27 protein-coding genes and 4 pseudogenes are annotated in these 21,551 nt (G+C 67.5%); 12 read left to right on the top strand and 19 right to left on the bottom strand.

Annotated features, from left to right (window positions below; genetic code table 11):
• Nucleotides 1-473 precede the first annotated feature (473 nt).
• Nucleotides 474-656, top strand: coding sequence for a hypothetical protein (locus OHT57_RS00380; RefSeq protein WP_328743780.1), 183 nt, complete (start codon nt 474-476; stop codon nt 654-656).
• A gap of 73 nt (nt 657-729) precedes the next feature.
• Here the strand turns inward: OHT57_RS00380 and OHT57_RS00375 are convergent, their stop codons facing one another.
• Both OHT57_RS00375 and OHT57_RS00370 read right to left on the bottom strand, forming a co-directional pair.
• On the bottom strand, nt 730-909 hold the full coding sequence (locus tag OHT57_RS00375; RefSeq protein ID WP_328743779.1) for a hypothetical protein: 180 nt from the start codon (nt 907-909) through the stop codon (nt 730-732).
• A 143-nt stretch (nt 910-1,052) separates the two neighbouring features.
• On the bottom strand, nt 1,053-2,126 hold the full coding sequence (locus OHT57_RS00370) for an alpha/beta fold hydrolase (RefSeq protein ID WP_328743778.1): 1,074 nt from the start codon (nt 2,124-2,126) through the stop codon (nt 1,053-1,055).
• Nucleotides 2,127-2,245: 119 nt separating this feature from the next.
• Between OHT57_RS00370 and OHT57_RS00365 the strand changes: the two genes are divergently transcribed.
• A complete protein-coding gene (locus OHT57_RS00365; protein ID WP_328743777.1) occupies nt 2,246-2,983 on the top strand; it encodes a TetR/AcrR family transcriptional regulator in 738 nt (245 codons plus the stop codon).
• Nucleotides 2,984-3,831: 848 nt separating this feature from the next.
• On the opposite strand, the gene OHT57_RS00360 is transcribed toward OHT57_RS00365, so the two are convergent.
• From OHT57_RS00360 to OHT57_RS00350, 3 genes are all read right to left on the bottom strand, one after another.
• Nucleotides 3,832-4,161 carry a hypothetical protein gene (locus tag OHT57_RS00360; protein ID WP_328743776.1) on the bottom strand — a complete coding sequence of 110 codons (330 nt, stop codon included), beginning with the start codon at nt 4,159-4,161 and terminating at the stop codon, nt 3,832-3,834.
• Between the two features lie 233 nt (nt 4,162-4,394).
• Nucleotides 4,395-4,562 (bottom strand): hypothetical protein, encoded by a 168-nt coding sequence (locus tag OHT57_RS00355; RefSeq protein WP_328743775.1) that lies wholly within the window; start codon nt 4,560-4,562, stop codon nt 4,395-4,397.
• Nucleotides 4,552-5,034, bottom strand: coding sequence for a hypothetical protein (locus tag OHT57_RS00350; protein WP_328753075.1), 483 nt, complete (start codon nt 5,032-5,034; stop codon nt 4,552-4,554). Before OHT57_RS00350 ends, OHT57_RS00355 begins: the two co-directional genes overlap by 11 nt.
• A gap of 417 nt (nt 5,035-5,451) precedes the next feature.
• Between OHT57_RS00350 and OHT57_RS00345 the strand changes: the two genes are divergently transcribed.
• Nucleotides 5,452-5,925 (top strand): carboxymuconolactone decarboxylase family protein, encoded by a 474-nt coding sequence (locus tag OHT57_RS00345; RefSeq protein ID WP_328743774.1) that lies wholly within the window; start codon nt 5,452-5,454, stop codon nt 5,923-5,925.
• Nucleotides 5,926-6,074: 149 nt separating this feature from the next.
• Nucleotides 6,075-6,998 (top strand): RNA polymerase sigma-70 factor, encoded by a 924-nt coding sequence (locus OHT57_RS00340; protein ID WP_328743773.1) that lies wholly within the window; start codon nt 6,075-6,077, stop codon nt 6,996-6,998.
• 68 nt (nt 6,999-7,066) lie between these two features.
• Here the strand turns inward: OHT57_RS00340 and OHT57_RS00335 are convergent, their stop codons facing one another.
• Nucleotides 7,067-7,393 (bottom strand): transposase, encoded by a 327-nt coding sequence (locus tag OHT57_RS00335; protein ID WP_328753074.1) that lies wholly within the window; start codon nt 7,391-7,393, stop codon nt 7,067-7,069.
• Between OHT57_RS00335 and OHT57_RS00330 the strand changes: the two are divergent.
• Nucleotides 7,353-7,448 (top strand): annotated as a pseudogene (locus tag OHT57_RS00330) (IS5/IS1182 family transposase); the annotation flags it as partial. The gene OHT57_RS00335 and the pseudogene OHT57_RS00330 sit on opposite strands and share 41 nt — an antisense overlap.
• A gap of 4 nt (nt 7,449-7,452) precedes the next feature.
• Here the strand turns inward: OHT57_RS00330 and OHT57_RS00325 are convergent.
• The 6 genes and pseudogenes from OHT57_RS00325 to OHT57_RS00300 form a co-directional block, all read right to left on the bottom strand.
• Nucleotides 7,453-7,611: pseudogene (locus OHT57_RS00325) on the bottom strand (short-chain dehydrogenase); the annotation flags it as partial.
• 54 nt (nt 7,612-7,665) lie between these two features.
• Nucleotides 7,666-8,574, bottom strand: coding sequence for a DMT family transporter (locus tag OHT57_RS00320; RefSeq protein WP_328743772.1), 909 nt, complete (start codon nt 8,572-8,574; stop codon nt 7,666-7,668).
• A 314-nt stretch (nt 8,575-8,888) separates the two neighbouring features.
• Nucleotides 8,889-9,173 (bottom strand): annotated as a pseudogene (locus OHT57_RS00315) (phosphotransferase-like protein); the annotation flags it as partial.
• 678 nt (nt 9,174-9,851) lie between these two features.
• Complete coding sequence (locus tag OHT57_RS00310) at nt 9,852-10,865, bottom strand: DDE-type integrase/transposase/recombinase (RefSeq protein WP_328743771.1); 1,014 nt, start codon at nt 10,863-10,865, stop codon at nt 9,852-9,854.
• A gap of 11 nt (nt 10,866-10,876) precedes the next feature.
• Nucleotides 10,877-11,272 (bottom strand): transposase, encoded by a 396-nt coding sequence (locus OHT57_RS00305; RefSeq protein ID WP_328743770.1) that lies wholly within the window; start codon nt 11,270-11,272, stop codon nt 10,877-10,879.
• A 285-nt stretch (nt 11,273-11,557) separates the two neighbouring features.
• Nucleotides 11,558-12,355 (bottom strand): alpha/beta fold hydrolase, encoded by a 798-nt coding sequence (locus tag OHT57_RS00300; protein WP_328743769.1) that lies wholly within the window; start codon nt 12,353-12,355, stop codon nt 11,558-11,560.
• 36 nt (nt 12,356-12,391) lie between these two features.
• On the opposite strand from OHT57_RS00300, the gene OHT57_RS00295 reads away from it, so the two are divergent.
• On the top strand, nt 12,392-13,015 hold the full coding sequence (locus OHT57_RS00295; RefSeq protein ID WP_328743768.1) for a TetR/AcrR family transcriptional regulator: 624 nt from the start codon (nt 12,392-12,394) through the stop codon (nt 13,013-13,015).
• A gap of 35 nt (nt 13,016-13,050) precedes the next feature.
• On the opposite strand, the gene OHT57_RS00290 is transcribed toward OHT57_RS00295, so the two are convergent.
• Complete coding sequence (locus tag OHT57_RS00290; protein ID WP_328753073.1) at nt 13,051-14,289, bottom strand: IS701 family transposase; 1,239 nt, start codon at nt 14,287-14,289, stop codon at nt 13,051-13,053.
• Between the two features lie 148 nt (nt 14,290-14,437).
• On the opposite strand from OHT57_RS00290, the gene OHT57_RS00285 reads away from it, so the two are divergent.
• Nucleotides 14,438-14,986 carry a hypothetical protein gene (locus OHT57_RS00285; protein WP_328743767.1) on the top strand — a complete coding sequence of 183 codons (549 nt, stop codon included), beginning with the start codon at nt 14,438-14,440 and terminating at the stop codon, nt 14,984-14,986.
• Nucleotides 14,987-15,160: 174 nt separating this feature from the next.
• Here the strand turns inward: OHT57_RS00285 and OHT57_RS00280 are convergent, their stop codons facing one another.
• Entirely contained in the window at nt 15,161-15,877 is a 717-nt protein-coding gene (locus tag OHT57_RS00280) for an HAD family hydrolase (protein WP_328743766.1), read from the bottom strand.
• A 72-nt stretch (nt 15,878-15,949) separates the two neighbouring features.
• Complete coding sequence (locus OHT57_RS00275) at nt 15,950-16,324, bottom strand: ExeA family protein (protein ID WP_328743765.1); 375 nt, start codon at nt 16,322-16,324, stop codon at nt 15,950-15,952.
• Between OHT57_RS00275 and OHT57_RS00270 the strand changes: the two genes are divergently transcribed.
• Both OHT57_RS00270 and OHT57_RS47310 read left to right on the top strand, forming a co-directional pair.
• On the top strand, nt 16,305-16,559 hold the full coding sequence (locus OHT57_RS00270; protein WP_328743764.1) for a hypothetical protein: 255 nt from the start codon (nt 16,305-16,307) through the stop codon (nt 16,557-16,559). The genes OHT57_RS00275 and OHT57_RS00270 overlap by 20 nt on opposite strands.
• Nucleotides 16,560-16,608: 49 nt before the next feature.
• A complete protein-coding gene (locus tag OHT57_RS47310; RefSeq protein ID WP_443053392.1) occupies nt 16,609-16,926 on the top strand; it encodes a hypothetical protein in 318 nt (105 codons plus the stop codon).
• Between the two features lie 91 nt (nt 16,927-17,017).
• On the opposite strand, the gene OHT57_RS00265 is transcribed toward OHT57_RS47310, so the two are convergent.
• Entirely contained in the window at nt 17,018-17,611 is a 594-nt protein-coding gene (locus tag OHT57_RS00265; protein WP_328743763.1) for a TetR family transcriptional regulator, read from the bottom strand.
• 162 nt (nt 17,612-17,773) lie between these two features.
• Here OHT57_RS00265 and OHT57_RS00260 point away from each other — a divergent pair, with 162 nt between their 5' ends.
• Entirely contained in the window at nt 17,774-18,655 is an 882-nt protein-coding gene (locus OHT57_RS00260; RefSeq protein ID WP_328743762.1) for an SDR family oxidoreductase, read from the top strand.
• 178 nt (nt 18,656-18,833) lie between these two features.
• Complete coding sequence (locus tag OHT57_RS00255; protein WP_328743761.1) at nt 18,834-19,358, top strand: S1 RNA-binding domain-containing protein; 525 nt, start codon at nt 18,834-18,836, stop codon at nt 19,356-19,358.
• 115 nt (nt 19,359-19,473) lie between these two features.
• Here the strand turns inward: OHT57_RS00255 and OHT57_RS00250 are convergent, their stop codons facing one another.
• Complete coding sequence (locus OHT57_RS00250; protein WP_328743760.1) at nt 19,474-19,719, bottom strand: DUF2283 domain-containing protein; 246 nt, start codon at nt 19,717-19,719, stop codon at nt 19,474-19,476.
• Nucleotides 19,720-19,758: 39 nt separating this feature from the next.
• Nucleotides 19,759-20,445, bottom strand: a pseudogene (locus OHT57_RS00245) (transposase family protein); the annotation flags it as partial.
• Nucleotides 20,446-20,462: 17 nt separating this feature from the next.
• Here OHT57_RS00245 and OHT57_RS00240 point away from each other — a divergent pair.
• Nucleotides 20,463-21,005, top strand: a complete 543-nt coding sequence (locus OHT57_RS00240; protein ID WP_328743759.1) for a hypothetical protein — start codon at nt 20,463-20,465, stop codon at nt 21,003-21,005.
• Nucleotides 21,006-21,109: 104 nt separating this feature from the next.
• Here the strand turns inward: OHT57_RS00240 and OHT57_RS00235 are convergent, their stop codons facing one another.
• Nucleotides 21,110-21,547, bottom strand: a complete 438-nt coding sequence (locus OHT57_RS00235) for an SMI1/KNR4 family protein (protein ID WP_328743758.1) — start codon at nt 21,545-21,547, stop codon at nt 21,110-21,112.
• Between the last annotated feature and the right edge of the window lie 4 nt (nt 21,548-21,551).

Here is a 21,551-nt window from a genome sequence, read left to right as displayed (position 1 = left end):
CTCGGCAACGCTTTCGCCCGTTGACCCGTTGGCCGGGCTGTCGAGGACGCCTTGGCGGGCGGCCTCCACCTTGATTTCCCGCAGGATGGCCAGCAGCGGCTCCAACCGCTGAGGAAGGCACGCCCCCCGCAGCCACGCGCCGACCGTGTCCCCGGATTTCGGCGCACCCGGGACCTTGGACAGTGTGTTGTCCGGCGGCTGTCCGCTCAGCAGGTTCTTCTTGAGCGCGCCCACCCGCCGCAGGTCCTCGAAGAAGTCCGGTGTCGTGCCCATCGCGCGCCCCGTACGTGCAGGTGTCCCGGTGTCCGGAACGGACACGCCGGACACCAGAAACCTTAGGCCCGCGACCAGCAGTCCGGCAGCAGACTTATCCAACTTTGCGGTAGATAGGGGCAGGAGCGGCCCCGGACAGGCAGCGTCCCACTCAATCGGTCCGTACACCGGGAGGACCACCCACCCAAGGAGACACCGCGATGTCCACGCTTCAGGTGCTGACTCTGCTTCTGGCGCTGTCCGTGGCCGTGCATATCGGCTGCGCCGCCGCTTTCACCGCCTGGCGTGCAGGCACCCACCCCGGTACGGCCCTCCTGATCGGCGGCAGTGCCATCGGTACGGCCTGCGCCCTCTATCTGGCGGCCGTGAGCGCCTACCACTGACCATCACATCTGGCAGCCCGGCGGACCTCTGCACCGACCAGCGGGTCGCGGCGCCGGCAGGCCTACTCGGAGGTCAGCCGTCCGGTTCGCTTTCGAGGCGGCCGGCGTGGTCGGGGCCGGGGTGGTCGACGCCGGGCACCATGGGGTTCTCGTAGTCGAACTCCACCTTGCCGAAGGAGTCGCTGGTGATGGGCGGGGGATCGCTGTCGGCGATGATCAGTTGCAGGCGTTCGCCTCGCGGCGAGGGCTCCATGGGGCTTCAGCCGAACGATCTTCCCCATGGGCTAGGGGTGAGGCCCGGGGACACTGTCCCCTCCGCAGCCATAGGGACACCGACGAAATGCGGTGCGGTGGGTGACGGAACGCTGCGCGGTCCTCGCCTCGTGGGCTGGTGCTTCATCGGGTGGCGGGGAGGGTGGGCAGGATGCGGGTCTGGAGGAGATCGAGGAAGACCTCAGGGCGTTTGTAGATGGCGAAGTGGCCGGCGTCTTCGATGAGGGTGAATGCCTTGACCGGTGCCTGGACGTCGTCGAAGTAGGCGCGGGCGCGAGCGGGTGTGTTCACCAGGTCGCAGGCGCCTTGGATGATGAAGAACGGGACGTCGAAGCGGGTGCCGTCGGCCCAGTCGTCGAAGGCCGCGGTGTCCGGCAGCACGATGGCGGAGACCATGAAGCTCTTGAAGAAGGTGACGATCTCGCGCAGCGAGTGCAGGGGCGAGTACCACAGCGACTTCATCACCACGGACTTCATCGCGGCGAACGTGTAGGGGTCGGTGGCGGAGGCAAAGCGGCTGAAGTGGCTGAACTGCTCGGCGCTCCAGCTCCGCTGGTCGGGGCCCATCTCGCGGACGGCGGCCAGTTCCTTCTGCTTGCCTGCCTGGGCCAGCCGGTCCAGGGCGGCGTAGTAGTCGGTGGTGTCCCGGCCGCCGTCGAAGATCTTCTGATCGGTGCCGATGTACGCGCTGACGAGGTGCGGGTGGGTGCGTGCGATGCGCATCGCAATGGCGCTGCCGAAGGAGCACCCGAGCAGGATGACCTGCTGCACGCCGAGGCGCTCGCGGACGTGCTCCACCACCTCTACGGCGTCCTGCACCAGCCGCTCGAAGGACAACTTGCCCTGGCCGTCCGTCCCGGAGCGGCGCAGGGTCTTGCCGGTGCCGCGCATGTCCCAGCGCACCAGGGTGACGTGGCTCTCCCAGTCGCGGGAGACGCCCGCCAGGATCGAGTTGGACGAGCCGGGGCCGCCGTGCAGTTCCACGATGACCGGGTTGGCGCGGTCCTCGCCGCGGATGTGGAGCCACTGATCGAGGCCGCCGATCGTGGCGAAGTACTGCTCGTCGATGCCGTGGCTGCCGGTGATGCGCAGCCGGCGGGCACTGGCGGAGCGGACGAACGCGCGGCGCCCGAGGAGGCCGACGGCCGGGGCGGCGACGGTGGCGCAGGCCGCCGTGGTGATGACGGTAGCGAGCATGGCGTCCTCCAGAGGATGCGGACCCAAAAACCGTGTACGTGCTACACGATTAATTTCTGTGTATCTTATACACAGTTGACTGAGGGGTGCGCAAGACCCCTGGCGGAAAGGAGGCCGGTGTGCCAGCGAACAAGGAGAGTGATCGCGACCCGGGCGCCAGCCTCGCGCTGCTGTGGGGAGCCGCCGACGACCGTCCGCGGCGCGGGCCCAAGCCGAAGTTCACGCCCGCCCAAGTGACCCGCCGCGGCATCGAGATCGCCGACGCCGAAGGGCTCGAGGCCCTGTCCATGCAGCGGGTGGCCGAGCTGCTCGGGGTCACCACGATGGCCCTGTACCGCTACGTCCCGGGCAAGCCCGACCTCATCGACCTGATGGTCGACACGGTGCTCAGCGATCCACCCGACCTCACCTGCGTCCGGGGCGGCTGGCGCCCTCGCCTCGAAGCCTGGGCCCGCGCATGCTGGGACGTCTACCGCGCCCACCCCTGGATCCTGACCGCGACGGGTCTCCGCCGGCACGCCATGGGCCCGCACCAAGTGGCCTGGCTGGATACCGTCCTGGCCTCCCTCGAGGAGACCGGACTCACTGCCCGCCAACGTCACGACGCCGCGATCCTCGTCCTGAGCCTGGTGCGCAACCTCACCCAGGAGGCACTCGACCGCGACGAGCAAGGCGACCGGGAGTGGGACCGCCTCACCACCGACCAGCTCACCGCACACGCCGACCGCTACCCCGCCCTTACCCGGGCCATCGCCGAGGGCGCCTTCGCCCCCACCGGCGACGACCCCCTCGCCTTCGGTCTCACCTGCGTACTCAACGGCATTCAGGGACTCGTGGCGTCGTCCGCGCGTACCTAGGAGCGGGGCAGCTATAGGACCGCATCGGCCGGGATCCCGACCTTCAACGGCGGGAATCCGTCACCCCCGCTCGTCCAGCACTGCAGGTGAGCGCATTCCGTCAGTGGCCCCCATATGTAGATGGACGGTCAACTGCCCCGTCATGTTCCGCCGTTGGCGCTCCTGCCCGTGTGAACCACGGCACCCTGCTTGGTGCCTCGGAATCGCCGTGGCGCATATCGGGCAGCTTACGGTTCCGCGGCCGGGTGGTCGCAGTGGATACACAGCCGCTTACTCGGTCTTGATCTTTAGCTGGTCGCCGCAACGCAAGGTGGCTGGTTGTGCGTTGGTGGTCCAAGGAAAAACGCTCCGCCCCCTGCGGGGAAATGCAGGTGCACGGCCTGCCCGGAGCTCGATCATGGGTCTCGTCCACTGTCCGCGGACGGGACCCATGCGTTGCCCGGCGCGAGAACCTGGGGCAGCTGCGGATTCCCTGTTCCGGTGTGCGATGCGTCTACGGGTGTGGCACCGTGGCGGTCAGTGCGGCCCGCCGTTTTCCCCCGAGTCGGCGGGCCGTTCGCTTTCTGTAGGCCCGGCCGGGCACCTCTCCGTCAGACGTTGCGTATGAGGACCGGCCGTGGGTGATGGCCGGGCGGGGGCGGCCTGTCGTCGGGCGGGGAGGCGAGGTGCTCGCAGACTCCACCGTACTGGGGAAACGCGACCTCTAGCCTTGATGCCGATCTCAAAATTTCCTCAGTGTCGCTCTTCGTCCCAGTTGGTTCACGAAGTGAATCAACTGGGGAATGTGGGGAGCGGAAAGCAGAATGACTCACCGATCGCCTGTCGGTGAGTCATTGAGTGCGGGTGCGTCAGTGGGATGAGACGAACCCTGCTGACTGGTCGAGGTGGAGGGGTGAACCGGGGCTTTCGGCCGTCCAGCCCTGGGTGAGAGCGGTGCGGATGGTGGCAGCCACTTGGGATGGCAGGACTGGGTTGCCTGGGGTTCCGAACCAGTTGCTCGGATGCGGCTGGTTGGTGGTGATCACCAGTGTGGTGCCTGGGTTGTCCGCATGCTCGACCGCGTATGTGAGAGGCCAGTGGACGAGTCCCTGGTCGTAGGTTGGCCGTCCGCGCAGGCGCCATCGGAAGGTGGTGCCGTCCACGTTGATGAGCCGCGATCCCTTTTTGACCAGTGCCATGTCCACATCCTTTCCCATGTGACAGTAGTGAACGGCGACTGATCGTGTCCTGCCAATTCCAGCCGGACGATGTCAGTGTCTGCGCATGGGGATCACGTCCCGACTTGCTGGGATGGTCGGTCGCGCGGCCTCAGGGGTGGCCAGCAGGGCGACGATGGTGACGGGCTTGTCGCAGTGCGGCCAGTTCCGGACGGCCGTGGGCGCGAGTGGTGTCGGGTCTGGCGACGCTGGCGTCATCGGTTCGCCTTCAGTGGCGTCGGCGACTTCGTCGCGTTCGCGGCGTCGGCGCCGAGCGGCCTCTGCTTTGCAGCGGGGGTGCAGTAGGTGTGCCGGGCCGCCGCATTGCGGTTGACCTGGAATGACGTCCAGCAGATGGGGCACTCCCGGAATTCAACCTGCACGTCCGGTCACTCCTTTGCGGAGGTTGTCGGCGTGGGACTGGTGTGATCGGAGTCGGTAGGAAGGGCCGTCGATGCCGATCACGGCGGCGCGGTGAAGGAGCCGGTCAAGCATCGCGGCGCCGAAAGCGCCTGCCCAGTCATCTGAGGCTGGCACATGTTCCTTTTCGAGGATCGCCGCTGCCACCGGCCCGTATCCATCTCCTGCGGTTGCCTTCCCGGACTCGGCCAAGAGTTTGCCGGGAGGACCTTCGCATGCCCTCCTCATCGGCAATGCCCTGACCGCGTTGCGGCGTTGTGCCTCCAGCGCGCCGATCGATCTTGGGAAGATCAGGGGCGAGTTGACGCCGGCGAGCGCGAGGAACGCCGGCAGGAGTGCTCCGGCTGTGCCGGGGCTCCCCTTGAAGATCTGCCCAGTCGCGACGGCTGAGCTGCTGAGCACAAGCAGCATCGGCAGGATCCAAGCGAGCATCATGGTGATGCAGGCTATCGATGAGTCGAAATGCTCCTCGAACAAAGGGCTGTCCCGCAAGTGATCTTGAGGTGCGGTGAACATGGATCGTGGCTGGCATGCGTATGGCGCCGGAGCCGTTCCGGAGTCCATACACCGGGCTGAGCCCGGGCGCCTTCGGCAACGGGCTCGCCCTGAGCTGAGTGGTCTGGCGGTGGCGACCAGTCAGACAGCGGCCAGCAGTGATCCACAGCGTGAGGTTCATCATCGGCTCCTTGATCGAGGTTTGCCCGCACCCCTGTGACGAGACAGCAACCCCGCCTGTGCATCTCCGAACACCCCGGCAGCAGGCAGACGTGGGTCACACGCGTCCGTGTCACAGGGCGTGGGGCTACCTCGTCTCAGGGGGTGTAGCCAGTGACGACCATGGAGGAGCACACGATGGACGCGCGACTGAACTACTTCGCCGGCCCGAACCCCGGCAAGGCCCTCAAGCACCTCATGTCGGCGGGCAGGGCGCTCAAGGAATCCCCGCTGTCGGCCGCGACGCAGGAGTTGGTGGCGCTGCGCGTGAGCCAGATCAACGGCTGCGCCGTCTGCATCGACATGCACACAAAGGAGGCCGCCGCTGCCGGGGAGGCCCCGGTGCGGCTGAACCTGGTGGCGGCGTGGCGGGAGGCCACGGTCTTCACCGAGGCCGAACGTGTCGCGCTGGAGCTGGCGGAGCAGGGGACCCGGGTCGCGGACGCGGCCGATGGGGTCAGCGACGAGGTCTGGGCGCGTGCCGCCGAGCACTACGACGAGGAGCAGCTCACCGCCCTGGTGATCCTGGTGTCCTTCATGAACACGGTGAACCGGCTGAACATCATCACCCAGCAGCCGGCCGGCGACTACGAGGTCGGGCAGTTCCACTGAACGGTCCTCGGCAACCGGCCCGGGCCGCAGGCTCTGGGCTCCCGGCCCGTGGGGGCCTTGCTCTGCGCCGCCGGTGGACCGGATGATCACCACAAGATGCTCGCGCCGACAAGTACGGCCGGGCGGGAGGACCACGAGGGGGAGTCGGCGTGAGCAAGGTCGAGGAGTTCGAGGAGCTGCGGCCGCTGCTGTTCTCGATCGCCTACCGGATTCTGGGCAGCGTGGGAGAGGCCGAGGACGCGGTACAGGAGACCTGGCTGCGCTTCGACGGCTCGGCGACCCGGCCCACGTCGACCAAGGCCTTCTTGTCCGCCACGGTGACGCGGATCTCGATCGACGTGCTGCGCTCCGCACGGGTGAGGCGGGAGGAGTACGTCGGACCGTGGTTCCCCGAGCCGCTGCTCACCGATCCCTATCAGGATCCGGCACGCTCAGCGGAACTGGCCGACTCTGTGTCGATGGCGGCGCTGCTGCTCCTGGAGCGGCTCAGCCCGCTGGAGCGGTCGGTGTTCGTGCTGCGGGAGGTCTTCGGCTTCGGCTTCGACGAGGTCGCCGCGGCGGTGGGGCGGTCGGAGGCGGCGTGCCGGCAGCTGCTGGTACGGGCGCGGCGGCACATGCAGGCCGGACGGCCACGGTTCGAAGCGGACCGTCAGGAGCGGCAGGAACTGGCGACGCGATTCTTCGACGCCCTCCGCGAAGGCGATGTCGTCGGCCTGCGGGATCTACTCGCCGCCGACGTGTCGATGGTCGGGGACGGCGGCGGCAAGGCCCCGCAGCTTGCCAGGGCCGTCATCGGCGCCGAGAACGTGGCCCGACTGCTCGCCTCCGTCTTCCCCCGGATGGCCCGGATCGACGTGACCTTCGAGCCGCACGAGGTCAACGGCCAGCCCGGAGCGATCTTCCGCGACCGGGACGGCAAGGTGCTCCACACCTTGGCCCTCGAGGTGCTCGATGGACAGATCCAGACCATCCGCTCGGTGATCAACCCCGACAAGCTCGGCCACCTCGGGCCCGTCGCTGACGCCTGGGCTATCGACCGCGAGGTGAAGCAGGCCCGCCCGCAGACGAAATGACCTCGGGACTGGCGTGGGTCGGCTCGTTCACCAGCAGCTCATGCCAGCGGCCTCCAGGTGGCGGGCGCCTATCCGGCGAGGTTGAGGTCGTGCAGGCGAGCTATGCCGCGTACCGCGTGGTGCACACCGTCGCCGCGGAGGCGGCAGTCGCGCAAGATCTTCCAGGTCTTCATGCGGGAAAAGACGTGCTCAACGCGGGCCCGGACCTGCCTGTGGCTCTTGTTGTGCGCCCGCTTCCAGTCGGGGAGTTCTTCGTCCGCGCTGCGACGGCGGTGAGGGATTACCAGTCCCGTTCCGCGGTAGCCGCCGTCGGCGATCGTTACGGTCTTCCCGACGGCGTCCTTCGCGCCGGACTTCGACCTCGCCGACACGATCATCACCGTGCGCAGTCTGATCCGGCAGGCATGGACCACACACCGCTGGGACACCTGTCCTCGACGCCGCCCATGACAGATCACCAGGGCACGGGCGTTCCGGCCCACGAGAAGAAGCCACCGGTGGGGCCGTCGTCGGGCAGCAGGGCCAGGCGGAGGGCACCTTGGGCGGCCTCGGCCGGGTCGCCGCCGGCAGCGGCGGCCCGGGGGCTGAGATCAGTGAACCGCAAGCCGGGGGCGCCAAGCCCCCGCGGGCACCGGTGTGCCCGGCGCCCGCGGCAAGGACAACGGTTTCATGACCGGTCGCGGGCCAGGACGGCGATGGCGGTCAGCAGCAGGACCGATCCGAGGACGAGGGCCGTGGTGATCCGCTCGCCGAGCAGTACGGCGAGGAGCACCGCAGTGGCCGGTTCGAGCAGCACGAGCACGGCCGCGGTGGTGCCGGTCACCGTGGCCAGCCCGCTGAAGTACCAGCGGTAGGCCAGCAGCGTCGGCACGATGCCGAGGAAGACCAGCCAGGTGGTGGACTCGACGGCATGTCCGGCGCTCGGCCAGGCTCCCTCGGCCAGCGCGAAGGGAAGCAGACAGAGTGCGCCGATCGCCCAGGTGGCCGGGCCCGCGCTCGTGGTGCCTCCCGCGTGACGCGCTCGCAGGGTGACGGCGCTGTAGCCGACGGCAGAGAGCAGGGCCAGCACGACCCCTAGGAGGGGACGGGGTCCGGACTCCGGGCGCGCGACCAGGAGCAATAGGCCGAGCAGGGCCAGCCCGATCGCGGCACCCCCACGCCTGGTGAGCCGCTCCTTCAGCAGGACGTGAGCTCCGACACCGACCAGGATCGGACTCGCGTCGAGTGTGATCAGCGTGCCCAGAGCGAGTCCGGCGTTCTGGACGGCGCCGAAGTAGGCCGTCTGATAGACCGCCAGAGCGATGCCGGTGGCGACGGAGGAGCGCCCAGAGAGGGACCGGCCACCGACGACGCCTTGCCGAACGTGCTGGTCCTGCTCGGCCTGTTGCTGCTGGACGTGCTTGGCGATCAGGATCGCGGCGGCGATGGCGAAGCGCCAGAACGAAACGGCCAAGGGGCCAAGACCACTGGTGCGGAACAGCTGTTCCGCCGCCGCGCCACCGGCTCCCCAGGCGACGGCTGCGGCCGCGATGGAGAGTTGGCCGCGCCGAAGCGGCGTGAGGGTATGGGTGATCATACGGAGCGTCTCCATGATGGATGCCGGAAAAAGGGGCCGCGTGGGGCGCGGGCAGCATCCACCTCCCCGACGGCAGTGCGGTCGGGGTCGGAACCGGTCTGTGCGCTGCCCGCTAGCGGACGGGCGGCGGCAGGATCATGGATCGCATGGGCGGAACTGTAGTTCAGCGGCTCCCGCGCGAGTGACGCTCGCATCGACAACGGGACCGCGGGCTGCTCACCGCCGTGCCGCCCAGCCTGCTCGCACGCACACGCTGCGGGCGCCGCGACCGCGCCCCGCGGCCTGGGGGAGACGGGGGGACGCCGGATCAGCGATCAGCCGACAGGGTCCTCGCCGTCGTGTACGCGGGCAGCGATGGCTCGCGCGCACACCAGGGACGCGGTGCGCGACGTGTCGACCTCCAGGTCATAGACGACGCCCTCGTGAACCACGTCCGCCTGCGCCTCGACCATCCCCCGGGCCCGGTCTCCCCGGGCGACCGCGCGGCCTGCGGCGACGGCGTTCTCGCACCGGACGCCGACCCACAGCACGGACAGGTCGCCAAGAGCCCTGCGCCACCGCTGCTGGGACGCCGCTCCGCCGAGGAACACGTCATCGACCCCTGCTGACCTGCACGGATGGCCCGCGCGTTTCCGAAATCGACGAGGGGCGTTCCTGAAGCCCACCGAGGCAAGCCCTTGACCAGCGGCTTCGTATTTATCCGCAAGGCCCCGTTCGCCTCGGGCTGGATGCCGAGTTCGTGCGTGCTGTACTCGCCGAACCGGTTGATGTGCTCGGTCAGGTAGGGCGAGATGTGTGCCAGTTCCTCCGGGGTGCTCTCCTATCCCTCTTCCAGTAGTTGGCGGACGATCTCCGCGTTCATCAACAAAGCATTGAATTTCATCGACTTCTCCTGTCAGTCGACGTCCACCGTCTCCCCGGGCTTCACGTGGGCGGTCTGCACGTCCGTGACGGTGGGGTCCTTCGTGAGCTCGTCGACGCGGTGCTGCGCGCTCGCCTGGTCGTAGCTCACGACGGATACGGGACGCTTTCCGCTTTGGGTCCAGAGGACCTTGATGATCTCCATTGAGACCTGTGCAACATGAAGTGCGCAGGTCACGGGTCTGGTGTGCGGGGCGGGCAGGGTACTCGCGCTGGTCGTCGGCGGGTGTCCATGGTGAAGATCGTCTGACCTGTCGCCAGGGCCGTTGTCGGGTTCTGCTGCGCCGACCGCCGTGCCCTTCCTGCGATCCCTGACCGGGCCGGTAGTTGTCAAGTCAAATGAGACGTTCACGGTGCTATGAACCTTGTGGTTCGGTTTCCCTGCGTTTTGACGGGTCGTTGATCCAGACCTGGCCGGGTATCCGGGGTGGTCTCGGTCGGCGGGCGAAGCGTTGGGGGTGGCGCTCGTATGCCTCGGCGAGCGCGATGGCCCGCTGGTCGCGGACCTCCTCGGCGGTGCCGAAGTGGACGGAGGCGGGGGTGTGCAGGCCGATCCCGGAGTGTCTGTGGTCATGGTTGTAGTAGGCGATGAACGCGTCCATCCACTCCCGGGCATGGGGCAGCGAATCGAACCGTTCCGGATAGTCGGCGGTGTACTTCGTGGTCCTGAACTGGCTTTCCGAGTACGGATTGTCGTTGCTGACCCTGGGGCGTGAGTGACTCCTGGTGACACCGAGGTCGATCAGCAGCTGGGAGACCTTCTTGCTGGTCATTGAGGTGCCGCGATCCGCGTGCACGGTCTCGGGGACGATGCCGTTGCGCTCGATGGTCTCGCGGATCAACTCCTCGGCCCGTCCCGCCGATTCGGCCCGCTCGACGGTGTGGCCGACGACGTAGCGACTGAAGATGTCGATGATGACGTAGGCGTGATACCAGATCCCCTTGACCGGGCCGGGCAGCTTGGTGATGTCCCAGGTGAAGACCTGCGACGGCCCGGTGGCGACCAGTTCGGGGATCGTCCGTGGCGGGTGGGCGGCCTGGCGGCGGCGTTCGCCGTTCTGCCCGGCGGCGGACAGGATCCGGTACATCGTCCGCTGCGAGCACCAGTAGTTGCCCGCGTCCAGCTCACGCGCCCAGACCTGCGCGGGCGGCAGGTCGACGTACTCCGGCCGGTTCAGCAGCGCCAGGATCTCGGCCCGCTCGGCCGGCGAGAGGGCCGAGGCGGGTGCAGGTCTCGGGGACGGTGCGGGCTTCAGCACCGGATTGATGCGGCGGTAGTGGGTGGCGCGTGAGCGTCCGGTCAGCCGGCAGGCCGCCGCAGTCCCCAACTGCCCCTGGATGCCCGCGAAAGCCTCATCGATCACGGGCACGGCGGCATGCTTCAGTCCGCGCTCTCGGAGAGCAGATCCAAGAGCGCGTTGGCTTTTCCCATGACCTCCAGCGCGGCATCGCGGCGGGCCAGGTCCTTCTCCAGGCGGGCGACCTTCTTGCGCAGCCGCTCCAACTCGGCCTGCTCGGCCGCCTTCCTCGGCCGCACCGCCGAGGTCCTCCGGTCGGTCAGCGCGTCGAGTGCGCCGGCCTCACGGGCCTGGCGCCACTCGATGATGTGCGAGTGGTAGAGCCGCTCACGGCGCAGGACCGCGCCCTTCTCGCCCGGCGGGGCGGCGTCGTACTCGGCGACGATTCGCAGCTTGTACTCCGCGGGGAACGTCCGCCGCTTCGGCTTCGGCGCCGGATCGTCGCCGCCGGTGCTGGGTATCGGGGTGGTGCTGGCCATGCTGAGGGGATCTCCTGTCTCGCCCATCCAGACTAACCCGACAAAACGGGTGTCTCAGCCGAGACTGTCAGAGAGGGGGCCGGTGCAGGGAGAGCGCGGGGAGGGCATGGGGATGCTGGAGCGGATCGCGGCTCGCCGGAATGAACCGGACACGCTCGCCGCGGAGTTGGCCAAGCAGCTGGCGGAGGTCCAGGCCGAGCGGGGAGTTATTGTCAAGACCTGTGGATCGCTCGACGAGTCGCCTGCGGCCCTCGATGGAGAGCGGTGCGTTGGCATGGGTGGCCATCAGATGGCGGCGAGGTTGTTGAGCAGGTGGCCAAGCTCTGCCGGCGCCTGAATGTGGGCCAGATGGCCCTGCCCGGCGAGTTCGTGGACTCCGGCGTGAGTGATGTGCTGCCGCACGTTGTCGAACGACGTTCCGTAGGGGGCTGTTCCGCGGTTGCACTGGCCGATGATCAGGTCGGCATGACCTGCCTGTCGCGCCATCACATCCGGAGGCGGCGCTGCGTTGAGCGCGCCGAGTTCGGCGTACAGCGGTCCGCTCAAGCGGCGCAAGGTCGCCCAAGCGGAATGATCGGCCCGAAGGTCCTCGACGTGCGCAGCGGAGAAGCCGGAGATCTGCCGATTGACGATCTCGACGCAGCGATCCCAGTCCGCTGTCTCCGTGGCGCTCTTCAGGTCCGGCAGTGCATGGTGTCCGAACGGCTGCATCACCGGCTCGTAGGCGATCACCTGGGGAATCGGGTGTTCGTTGGCGGCCAGCAAGGTGATCAAGCCGCCGTAGCTCCAGCCGAAGAGCGCCCTCGTGCTGTCGAACTCGTCAAGGACTACACCGAGGTCCTCAACCTCTGTCCGTAGTGAGTAGGAGTTGGTCAACGGCCCCGAGGAGGCACGTCCCCGACGGTTTACGACTACCACTGAGGGCCAGGCGTCGATGGCGCCCGCAACGCGGCGCCACGTATGTGCATCGCTCATCACGCCCGGGACGACGACGAGGCCCGGAGCGTCCGGCTCCCCGTACACATCGACCGTGACCCAGCTGTCCCCGCCGACTGCAAGCTTCTTCTGAATCGTTCGCTCCATAAATCTATTATGGAGCGAACGGTCTAGAATGCAAGCGTGACCGAACGCAACCGTGGACGCCCCCGAGCCTTCGACCGCGACCGTGCGGTCCTTGACGCCGCTCGCCTCTTCTGGCGACGCGGCTACTCCGGCACCTCGACCCGCACCTTGACCGCGGCCCTCGGGCTTTCCACCTCTAGCCTCTATGCCGCCTTCGGCAGCAAGGCCGGACTGTTCGAGGAAGCGGTGCGGACCTACGCCGAGCGTTACCGCGAGATCTACCAGCAGGCTGTCGCCGAGAAGGACATCCAGACGGTCATCGAACGCATCCTCACCGACTCGGTCCACGAGTTCACCCAGCCAAGCGACACGCATCCCGGGTGTCTCATCAGCAGCGCCGTGATGACCGACAGCACGAGCACCCTCGATACCAGCGCCTACGTCGCCGAACTGCACAGCTCGAACGAGCAGGCCCTCCTCGTGCGCATCGAACGAGCGATCCAGGACGGGGAACTAGCCGCGGGCACCAACGCAGCGGTCCTGACCGGGCTCATCCAATCCGTCTGGTACGGATTGTCAGTGCGGTCCAACGTCGACACGGCTCGCGAGGACCTGCTCGCGACGGCACAACTTGCTCACCATCTGATCTGCCAACAACTCGCGTCGTCACCAACGTCCTGACCCGCAACAGCTAGTACTCCAGCTGTAGATAACGATCATGCTTTGCTCGCGGCTTGACGGCTGTAGTGGCTGGCTCGGGATCGGGCTTGGTGACGACGCCGCCAGTGGGACCATCGGAGCCAGTGCCCGGCCTCGTGGACGGGCCGGGCGACGAGGGCTATGAAGAGCCGCTGGATTTCGTTGCAGGTCAGCGGGATCAGGTCGTCGGGGCCTGGGCGGAGACGGTGCTCGTCGGCGCGGACGACGGCCAGGAAGGCGTGGGCGAGCATGGCGAGAGTGATCCAGCGGGACCATGACGTGTAGCGGCGGAGCTGGTGCTCGTCCAATCCGGCCAGACCTTTTCCGGACTGGAACGTCTCCTCGACTCGCCACCGGGATCCCGCGACCCGCACCAGGGCTGCCAGGGGTACCGGCCCGGGTGAGAAGCAGCGGTAGTAGGCGAGTTCGCCGGTGGTGCGGTTGCGGCGGATCAGCAGGTGGTGGTGACCTGGCGCAGTGCTGGGCAGGTCGATGTGGGCCCAATTGTAGAAGCGGTGTCCCTTGGCTCCGGCTCCGGCGGATAGCTTCTGCCAGGCCCGCTTGGGGAGCTTCTTGGCCAAGGTGTCCGCGCTGAACTTCCCCGCCCTGGTGGTGACCTCGTGGGTGCGGGCCACTGCGAGCACGTATCCCGCGGCCCGGTCCTCCAGGGCGGCGCGCAGTGTGGAGTTGCCGCCGTAGACCTCGTCGCCGGCCACCCAGGGGGCGTGGTGGCCGGAGTCCAGGAAACGGGTGATCATGCGGATGGCCAGTTCGGGCTTGGTGGCGAACGTGGTGCCCGGGTCGAGCCCGGCGGCCCGGCAGCGGTCGGGCTGGTCGGTCCACGAGCGCGGGATGTAGAGCTCGCGGTCCAGTGCGGCATGTCCTCGCTGACCTGCGTAGGCGAGGTAGACGGCGACTTGGGCGTTTTCGATTCGCCCCGCGGTACCGGTGTATTGGCGCTGGACGCCGACGGTGTGGCTGCCCTTCTTCACGTCGCCGGTCTCGTCGACCACGAGCACCGCCTGGTCGTCGTGCAGGTGCTCGACCACATAGTCACGCAGGTCGTCGCGGACTGCTTCGGCGTCCCACTTGGCGCGACTGAGCAAGTGCTGCATGGCGTCGGGAGTGGCCTCGCCGACCCATTCGGCGATGGTCCAGCATTTCTTCCGCGGCAGGTCCGCGAGCACTCCCAGGACCAAGTGGCGTGTTCGGCGTCGGGGTTCGACCCGGGCGAACCTGCCCGCGATGCGGTCCATCAGGCCCTCGAACGCTTCCTGCCAGCGGGCAGCGTCTACGCTGTGACCTGCGGCCACCGCGTGATCGTTTGTCTTCACACACCGATGATCAACGGTGGCCGCACCTGCCAGCGCCAGCGGGGTGGAACGGCTCGTCGAAGGAGACGCAGTGCTGGAATTGCTGGGCTTCTACGACGAACTCGACACCCGCTCCGGCCAGCCGAACGGATCGATCCGCGACGCCGTCCGGTCCGTCGGCGAGCCGGATGAGGCGGACCTGGTGGCCTACCTGGACGCCGGTCACGTCCTGATCGACGTCATGGAAGGGGGCCACGACATCATCACCGGCAACGCCCATCGACACTCTTCGGGATGCTCGTCGCTGGTGACTGATGGCACCTGGTTGTGGCGCCAGGACTTCCCGCACTACCTGGAAACCCACCACGTCTCGCTGCCCCAGACGTTCCTCGAACACGTCCGCAGTCTGAACCACCAAATGCCCGCCATCGCCGTCGCGCAGTTCGCCCCGCACTACGACGAGACCATGCCCCTGGTCGGTTGGGCCTCAGCAATCCCGTGGCGATCGATGGCGACCACGCTCCTACCTGAACCACGACCAGTGAACAGCAAGGTCCAGTTCGACGCGGCGATGCTGGCCCAGGACCGGAGTCGGCCGCAAGGCAGCTGGGGCAAGCGGCGCAAGCCACGGAAAGCGTAGGATCCAGCAGCTCAAGAGCGATCTACAGCTGGAGTATTAGGCGGCGCTGGAAATGCTGAGGAGTGCGGCATTGAACGTGCCAACGAAGTGAGCATGAGAAGGCCCCGCTGGGGACGTCCCAGCGGGGCGATGGTTGGTGAGGTGTCGCTGTGGTCGGCAAGGTGGCGGTGGGGTTCAGCGGGTGAGGGCGTCTGGGAGTTCGTCGAGGGAGTGGATGACGCGGATACTGCCGGTGGCGTTGCCGGAGTTGATGTTCGCCCGGTCGAGCCAGTAGGCGTGCAGCCCCGCGTCGTGGGCCCCCACGGCGTCGAGCGTGTACTTGTCTCCGACGTAGGCCACTTCGTGTGGTGGGAGGCGGAGCGCCGTGCAGCCCGCGAGGAAGATGCTCGGTGCAGGCTTGGCGGCGCCGTGCTGGTCGGAGCAGATGAGCGCGTTGTCGAAGTAGGGCAGCAGGCCGATGGCGTGGAGCTTGTCGCGCTGGTGGTCGCCGGATGAGTTGGAGACGATCCCGAGGCGGTAGTCCGGTGCGAGTTTCCTGAGGACAGGCTCGGCATCGGGAAATGCCGCCCAGGCTGCGTTGCGGTGAGCCTCGTAGCTGGCGAACCAGGCAGCCGCTTCGTGGTCCGGCATGCCCGAGGTGTCCTGCCCGAGGTGGGAGAGGAATTGACGGGTGCGTTCGAGCCGCTGTTCGGTGAAAGTGAGCTCGCCGTTGAGGAAGCGTGCGTACTGCACTTCCATGATCTTCCGCCAGAAGGCGAGTGCCGTGGCGGGGTCGGGGAACTGATCGAGCAGCCGTTGCTCCCGCAGGTGGGCGAGCACGCCAACTTCTTCCGAGGTCGAGTAGTCGAACAGAGTGTCGTCCACGTCGAAAAGCACACCTTGGATCGGCATGAGATCGCCCCTTCTGGCCCTGGTAGAAACCGCTTCCGGCATGGGTGAGCCTCCCACGAGTGCGGTGGGGAGTCAGTCGCCGACCACCTCGCTCACGGACGCGCGGGCGGCGGTCTCGTCGACCAGGTTCTTCCCGGTCACGAAGGCGGCGACGAGGGCCTGCAGGGAGAGGTTGTTGACCGCCCGCGGGTAGCCGCGCGAGGTGGTGTGGATCAGTGTGAGGGCGTCCTCGGTGAACAGTTGGTCCGGGCGCCCGGCGATCTTCAGGTGGTGGGCGACGTAGCTGGACGTCTCTGCCGAGGTCATGCCGGGCATGGTGTAACGCGGCGCGGTCCGCTGCTCCAGGGCGGCGAGGACGGCGAGTTTCATGGTGCGTCTGAGCGTCGGTTGGCCGACCAGCAGGCAGGACAGCGGGGAGTCCTGGTCCATGCCCTGGTTGGTCAGCATCCGCACGGTTCTCACGTGGAAGGACGAAGACGAGTACGTGCACGTACGACGGCTCGGCATCGTCACCGACACCGAGCACCGGGCCGTGGACGCCGCCCGCAGTCAGGTCCTCGCGATGATCCAAGAACCCTCCGGCCCCTTCGCGGACCTCGCCGCGTGGGCCGGCTGGCGATGGGATCCGACCTGGCCCCTGCCCCGCCTGCCACAGCCCCTCCCGGCTACGCCCAGCGCGTGATTGGGGGCGGCTGTCCCACTCGGGGGAGAGGGCACCGGGCAACGCCCTCTTGACCTGTACCCGTAGCCTCCTTAGCCACCCGTACCCACAGGAAGGACTGCAGGCGCTGGCGTTCTGTCCGGTCACCCCCCGCCTGGCAACCGGTGACTCCTACGGCACGGTGCGGGTCTGGGATTTCACCACCTCTCAGCGAGTCCATGAGCTGGACAGGCCGGCCCATATCGACCACGGGGTCACTGAGCTGGCGTGCACCGCCGACGGAGGCCTCCTTGCGGCAAGCTCGGGCGTGAAGGGATCAAGCTGTGGGCTATGGCCTGAGAAGCCGTTGTCGTACCGATCTTGTTGGATGCGAGTTCGAGCGTGGTGACTCGGTCGCGTGATCTTTGGCTCCGGCGTGCATGAAGGCAGGGTCTGCTGTCCGTTGTGATGCGCCAGACGGTGTGCGCCAGATTCTCGCGTCAGGTGGAGGGGCGGGGTCGGGTGTCGAGCTCGGCGGCGCGCACCTGAAGGTCGCTTAGGGCTGCTTGGGCGAGGGGCGGGAACGGTTCGTCGTCGTCCGCCTTCAACCAGCGCTCGGCGGCGATGGCGAAGGCGAGCATCGCCACTTCCGCGCCCAGTCGGGCGGTCAGCTCGTCTGTGCCGCGTTCGCGCAGCGCGGTACTGATCGACGTGGCGATCCGGGCGTGCTTGAGCAGTCCCCGCTCCTGCAGGTCGCTGTTGGCCGCGACCACCCGCCTGCGCTGGACGGCCTTGGCCCGCCGCTGCGGGGTCATGACCGGGTCGGTGGCCGCGAACGCCGCCCGCAGGCACTGCGCGAGCGTCACGTCCGCAGCGGCAGCGCGGATGCCGTCGGCGAACAGGCCGGCGAGTACGTCCTCGCCGCCGAACAGGACCTCGCGTTTGTCGGTGAAGTGACGGAAGAACGTGGCGCGGTTCAAGCCGGCGCGATCCGCGATCTGCGCGACGGTCGTCTCGTCGAACCCGTTTTCCACGAACAGGTCCAACGCTGCGCTCTCCAGGCGTTCACGTGCGTCCGGTGCCCATCTGCTCACCGTCGCAGTCTATGCGAAGCGACCAGGTCGCATCATCTCGCCAAATGATGCGACCTAGTCGCATGGCCGCGCTACTGTTGATGCAACAGGGTCGCATCAGTTTCCCGCGAGCGAATCTGAGCTGCGCGTCCTCGGTCGCGCCGTCACCAAGGAGTCCCCCTCATGCGTATCTTCGTCACCGGTGCTTCCGGCTGGATCGGCTCAGCCGTCGTCCCCGAACTCATCAACACCGGGCACCAGGTCCTCGGGCTGGCCCGCTCGGACGCCTCCACACACGCGGTCGCCGCGATGGGAGCGGAGGTGCTGCGCGGCGACCTGAACGACACCGACGTGCTGCGCGCCGGCGCCCTGGGCAGCGACGGCGTCATCCACCTGGCCTTCGTCACTCCCAGCATGAGCGAGGCCGCGACGGGGACGGACGCCAAGGCCATCGAAACGTTCGCCGCCGCCCTCGCCGGCTCCGGCAGGCCCCTTGTGATCTCCGGCGCCACACTCGTGACACCCGGCCGGCCCGCGACCGAGCACGACGAACTCGTCGCGGCAGGACCCGTCGCCGCCCGCATCGCCAACATGAAGGCAGCGCTCGCAGCAGCAGAAACGGGCGTGCGCACCTCTCTGGTCATGCTGCCCCGCTCGGTCCACGGCCAGGGGGAGCGTCACGGCTTCGTTCCCCAGCTCATCGCCACGGCCCGGGCCAAGGGCGTCTGCGGCTACATCGGCGACGGCACCAGCCGCTGGCCCGCCGTCCACGTCAAGGACGCCGCGGCCCTCTACCGCCTTGCCGTAGAGCAGGCACCCGCCGGCTCCGTCCTCAACGCCGTCGGCGACGACGGCGTGCCGGTCCGCGAGATCGCCGAGGCCATCGGCCGACACCTCGACCTACCCGCACACTCCTTGCCCGCCGAGGAGTTCAACGGGATGCTCGTGCGCCTCCTCAGCACCGACATGCCCGCCTCCAGCAGCATCACCCAGCAACTCCTGGGATGGAAGCCCACCCACCCCGGCCTCATCGAGGACATCGAACAAGGCCACTACTTCCTGTGACCAACTACAGACAGCTGGCGCGAGAAGTCGTGGCCCCACCCAACGAGTTCTGGCCCCACTTCCTGATCTTCAAGGCCGGAAGTAACAACGAGAGTTGGCCCCACCTTCAGACCGCTCTGCCGCCTCTCTCGCGCTGGTCTGACGTGAGAGTCTTGGCCGTTGACGAAGGGGTGGCGGTATGGCGGAGACGGCAGACCAAGGTGGCCGGACGGTCCTGGAGACGCTGGAGCAGGGCCAGGTCTGCAAAGGGGTGGTGTCGTCCATCGAGAGGTTCGGCGCGTTCATCGACATCGGAGGCTTCCACGGACTGGTGAACGCAGCCGAGTTGACCTGGGCTCATCACTTCGAGGCGGTGTCGGACATCGTGGAGGTCGGACAGGAGGTCACCATCGTGGTCCTGGACGTCGATGTCGAGCGGGAACGGGCTTCCTTCTCGCTGAAGGCGCTTTATCCGGATCCGCTTGATGAGTTCGCTCGCGTTCAGCTCGGTCGCGTGATTCCCGGCCGGGTGGAGAGGGTCGTGAGGATCGGAGCGTTCGTGCAAGTCCACGAGAATTTCGCGGGACTGGTTCCGATCCATGAGCTCGCAGAGCGGGATGCGGATCAGCCGGAGAGCGTCTTGCAGATTGATGATGAGGTCATGGTCGAAGTCGCTGGCATCAACCTGCATAGACGCCGGATCCTGCTGTCCCTCCGCTCGTGATGGGGGTTGCCGTCTCACGGCGGGGTAATCTGTGTGAAGCCGCAGTTCATACTGAGCCATTTCCAACCTGCGCCGGTGGCTGTGCAGGGCAGCACTCGCCGGGCTGCTCCCAGGCTCAACTTCCCTCGGAGTCCAGCCGCTCGGCGGCTTGGAGCACGTACGCGGGGAGCTTCGAAGTGGCGGCTAGGACCTCGATGCCGATGAGACGGCCCTGCTCGTCGAAGTCGAGGTTGATCATGCCGTCGACGTCGATCGGATCGCAGGGATAGGTATGTGCTGATCTCACGCTGACCTGCGGGTCGGTGAAGTATATGTACGCCGCGTTCACGCTCTTGTCGTAGGTGACTTTGACGTCAGGCACGATGCTGGGGTCCCTTCTGTGTTGTTGATCCCGGTCTCGTCAGTGCGCTGCGAGTTGCAGGGAGAGGATGGCCTTGACGATGGTGGTGATGCGGGTCGTACTGCAACGGAGTTTGCGCAGGAGGCGCCAGGTCTTGAGGGTGGCCATGGCCTGCTCGCCGAGCGCGCGGATCTTCGCGTGGGAGACATTGACGGCTCGCTGACCTGTGGAGAGTTTGTCCCAGCGACCGCGGTAGGGGACGCGGGCGGTGCCGCCTGCTCCTTGGTACGCCTTGTCCGCCCAGCAACGGACGCCGGCTTGGGTCAAAGCGGCGGGGATGCCGTGGGTGCGGGCGGCCTTGATGTCGTGGACCGCTCCCGGCAGCGCGGGTGATGCCCAGAGCAGGCGGCCGAAGGGGTCGGTGATGACCTGCACGTTCATGCCGTGCTTCCCGTGTTTGCCGGAGTAGAAGGGGCGGTCGGCGGCGATGCGGTCGATCGGCAGCAGGGTGCCGTCCAGGATCACGAACGCTTTCGTGGCCGCGGTGCTGACGGCTTGTTCGAGGGTGGGGGCCAAGGTGGCGAGGACATCGACGGCTTCGCGGATGTAGCGGTACACGGTGGCGATGCCAACCTTGAACGCGGCGGCGAGCTGGCCGTAGGTGTCGCTGCATCGTAGGTGTGCGAGGGCGAGGAGTGCCTGGCGTCCCGCTGGCAGGTGTCGCCACCGGCTGCCGATCTCAATACGGCTTCTAATGCCCGGTGATGGACGCGAGTGTGGCGGGTGTGGTGGGCGCGGTGATCGGCGTGCTCGGAGCCGTGGCCGGCGGGTGGGTCTCGGTGGTCGGTCAAGGGCGCCAGCAGCAGCGGCAGTTGCATGCTGAACGGGCGTACCGGCGCGAAGACGCGCGGCGGGAGGCGTATGGGGCGCTCATCGCGAGCACGAAGCTGCTGTCGGCGTCATGGTGGCGCTTTTCGGATCTGGCCCGGGACGAGCAGTCCACACCGGAGCAGTGGAGGGCCTCCTTCGCCGAGCTGCCTGAGGCGTGGGTCCAGTTCAGCACCGCGGTCGCAGCCATCGCTGTTGCCGGCCCGGTGGCTGCAGCGGAGGCGGCTGAGGAACTGCGCGTGGCGATGTACGACTGGGAGATGGCCGGGATGGACTGGTTCTCGGCGGCCCTGCGGGAGGGCCACGGCCAACTCCCCGAGTACGCCGAGCGCTTCAAGGAAGGATGGCAGGCAAAACGTGCACCAGACCGTGCCTTCCAGCAAGCCGCGCGGCGAGCCCTGGGAACAGAAGCGCCATAGAGATCGCCCCGCAATTCGGTGATCTGCCAGCCCTGCGCGGGGGCTCCGTCATGTAGAAGGAGAGCGTAGGACGGTGGTTTGATCGATGTCGGAGGCCTGCCGCACTACAGCTGGTACCAGTCGTCGCCGGCCTCCCGAAGCGAACGGCCGAGGTAGTCCTGCAGGTTGTTGGCAACCCATCGACGGCTGTCGCTCTCGTGCTCCCAGACGAAGATGTCGGGACGCTGGGGCTTCTGCACGAAGGCGAACTGGTCGCCGCCTCCGTTGTCCCCGAAGAAGAGAAGGGCATCAAACGGCATGTAGAGCTGCGTGAACGTCTGGTCTGACCAGAAGAGCAGGTTCCTCTCGAGGATCTGATCGACGGGCCAGACGGTGTCCACGCGAGCATGTCCGATGACGCCGTTGCTTTCGAGGAGCAATAGCCGAAGCTCTGCCGGCAGCGTTCGTCTGAGCCGCCCCTCCGCCGCGACGAGATCGGATGCCTGGGCCGGTTCCCGGAAGCCCACACCGGGGAAGACCGCTGTCGCTGCCTGCCTCCACATGATC

It is taken from the genome of Streptomyces sp. NBC_00285 (assembly GCF_036174265.1).
Taxonomy (GTDB): domain Bacteria; phylum Actinomycetota; class Actinomycetes; order Streptomycetales; family Streptomycetaceae; genus Streptomyces.
The sequence above is the reverse complement of the archived record's forward strand: the minus strand, read 5'-3'. Positions and strand labels throughout refer to the sequence as shown.

Coding starts and splice junctions, on each gene's coding strand:
- OHT57_RS00380 (WP_328743780.1), top strand. CDS start 474: ATGTCCACGCTTCAGGTGCTGACTCTGCTTCTGGCGCTGTCCGTGGCC.
- OHT57_RS00375 (WP_328743779.1), bottom strand. CDS start 909: ATGGAGCCCTCGCCGCGAGGCGAACGCCTGCAACTGATCATCGCCGAC.
- OHT57_RS00370 (WP_328743778.1), bottom strand. CDS start 2,126: ATGCTCGCTACCGTCATCACCACGGCGGCCTGCGCCACCGTCGCCGCC.
- OHT57_RS00360 (WP_328743776.1), bottom strand. CDS start 4,161: ATGGCACTGGTCAAAAAGGGATCGCGGCTCATCAACGTGGACGGCACC.
- OHT57_RS00350 (WP_328753075.1), bottom strand. CDS start 5,034: ATGATGCTCGCTTGGATCCTGCCGATGCTGCTTGTGCTCAGCAGCTCA.
- OHT57_RS00345 (WP_328743774.1), top strand. CDS start 5,452: ATGGACGCGCGACTGAACTACTTCGCCGGCCCGAACCCCGGCAAGGCC.
- OHT57_RS00320 (WP_328743772.1), bottom strand. CDS start 8,574: ATGATCACCCATACCCTCACGCCGCTTCGGCGCGGCCAACTCTCCATC.
- OHT57_RS00305 (WP_328743770.1), bottom strand. CDS start 11,272: ATGGCCAGCACCACCCCGATACCCAGCACCGGCGGCGACGATCCGGCG.
- OHT57_RS00300 (WP_328743769.1), bottom strand. CDS start 12,355: ATGGAGCGAACGATTCAGAAGAAGCTTGCAGTCGGCGGGGACAGCTGG.
- OHT57_RS00290 (WP_328753073.1), bottom strand. CDS start 14,289: ATGGACCGCATCGCGGGCAGGTTCGCCCGGGTCGAACCCCGACGCCGA.
- OHT57_RS00280 (WP_328743766.1), bottom strand. CDS start 15,877: ATGCCGATCCAAGGTGTGCTTTTCGACGTGGACGACACTCTGTTCGAC.
- OHT57_RS00270 (WP_328743764.1), top strand. CDS start 16,305: ATGCCCTGGTTGGTCAGCATCCGCACGGTTCTCACGTGGAAGGACGAA.
- OHT57_RS00275 (WP_328743765.1), bottom strand. CDS start 16,324: ATGCTGACCAACCAGGGCATGGACCAGGACTCCCCGCTGTCCTGCCTG.
- OHT57_RS00260 (WP_328743762.1), top strand. CDS start 17,774: ATGCGTATCTTCGTCACCGGTGCTTCCGGCTGGATCGGCTCAGCCGTC.
- OHT57_RS00255 (WP_328743761.1), top strand. CDS start 18,834: ATGGCGGAGACGGCAGACCAAGGTGGCCGGACGGTCCTGGAGACGCTG.
- OHT57_RS00240 (WP_328743759.1), top strand. CDS start 20,463: ATGGACGCGAGTGTGGCGGGTGTGGTGGGCGCGGTGATCGGCGTGCTC.
- OHT57_RS00235 (WP_328743758.1), bottom strand. CDS start 21,547: ATGTGGAGGCAGGCAGCGACAGCGGTCTTCCCCGGTGTGGGCTTCCGG.